At 44.2% G+C, this 265-nt stretch carries 1 protein-coding gene; it reads right to left on the bottom strand.

What is annotated here, in order from left to right; translation table 11 throughout:
- On the bottom strand, positions 1-265 hold a 265-nt coding region (locus SB658_RS24585), incomplete at both ends, for an aldehyde dehydrogenase family protein (RefSeq protein ID WP_410603007.1).

The following is a 265-nucleotide window of genomic DNA, read 5'->3' as shown; positions in this document are numbered from 1 at the left end:
CATAATTTCCTGGTGGACATAAATTCTTTGGACAGAAATACAGCTTTGACCAGAATTACTAAAGCCTGTCTTGGCACAAAGGGATGCGGCTTGTTCAATATCAGCATCGTGATGAACAATCGTCGCGCCATTCCCTCCGAGTTCGAGCAATACTTTTTTTAATCCCTCATAAGTTGTAATATCTTCTCCTCCGGCAGCCCCGCCCGTACAAGAGATGAGATTTGTTCTTTCATCAATAACTAACTGTTTCCCAGCGTCGACTCCG

Source organism: Bacillus sp. SIMBA_008 (assembly GCF_046535495.1).
GTDB classification, from domain to species: domain Bacteria; phylum Bacillota; class Bacilli; order Bacillales; family Bacillaceae; genus Bacillus; species Bacillus subtilis.
The sequence above is the reverse complement of the archived record's forward strand: the minus strand, read 5'-3'. Positions and strand labels throughout refer to the sequence as shown.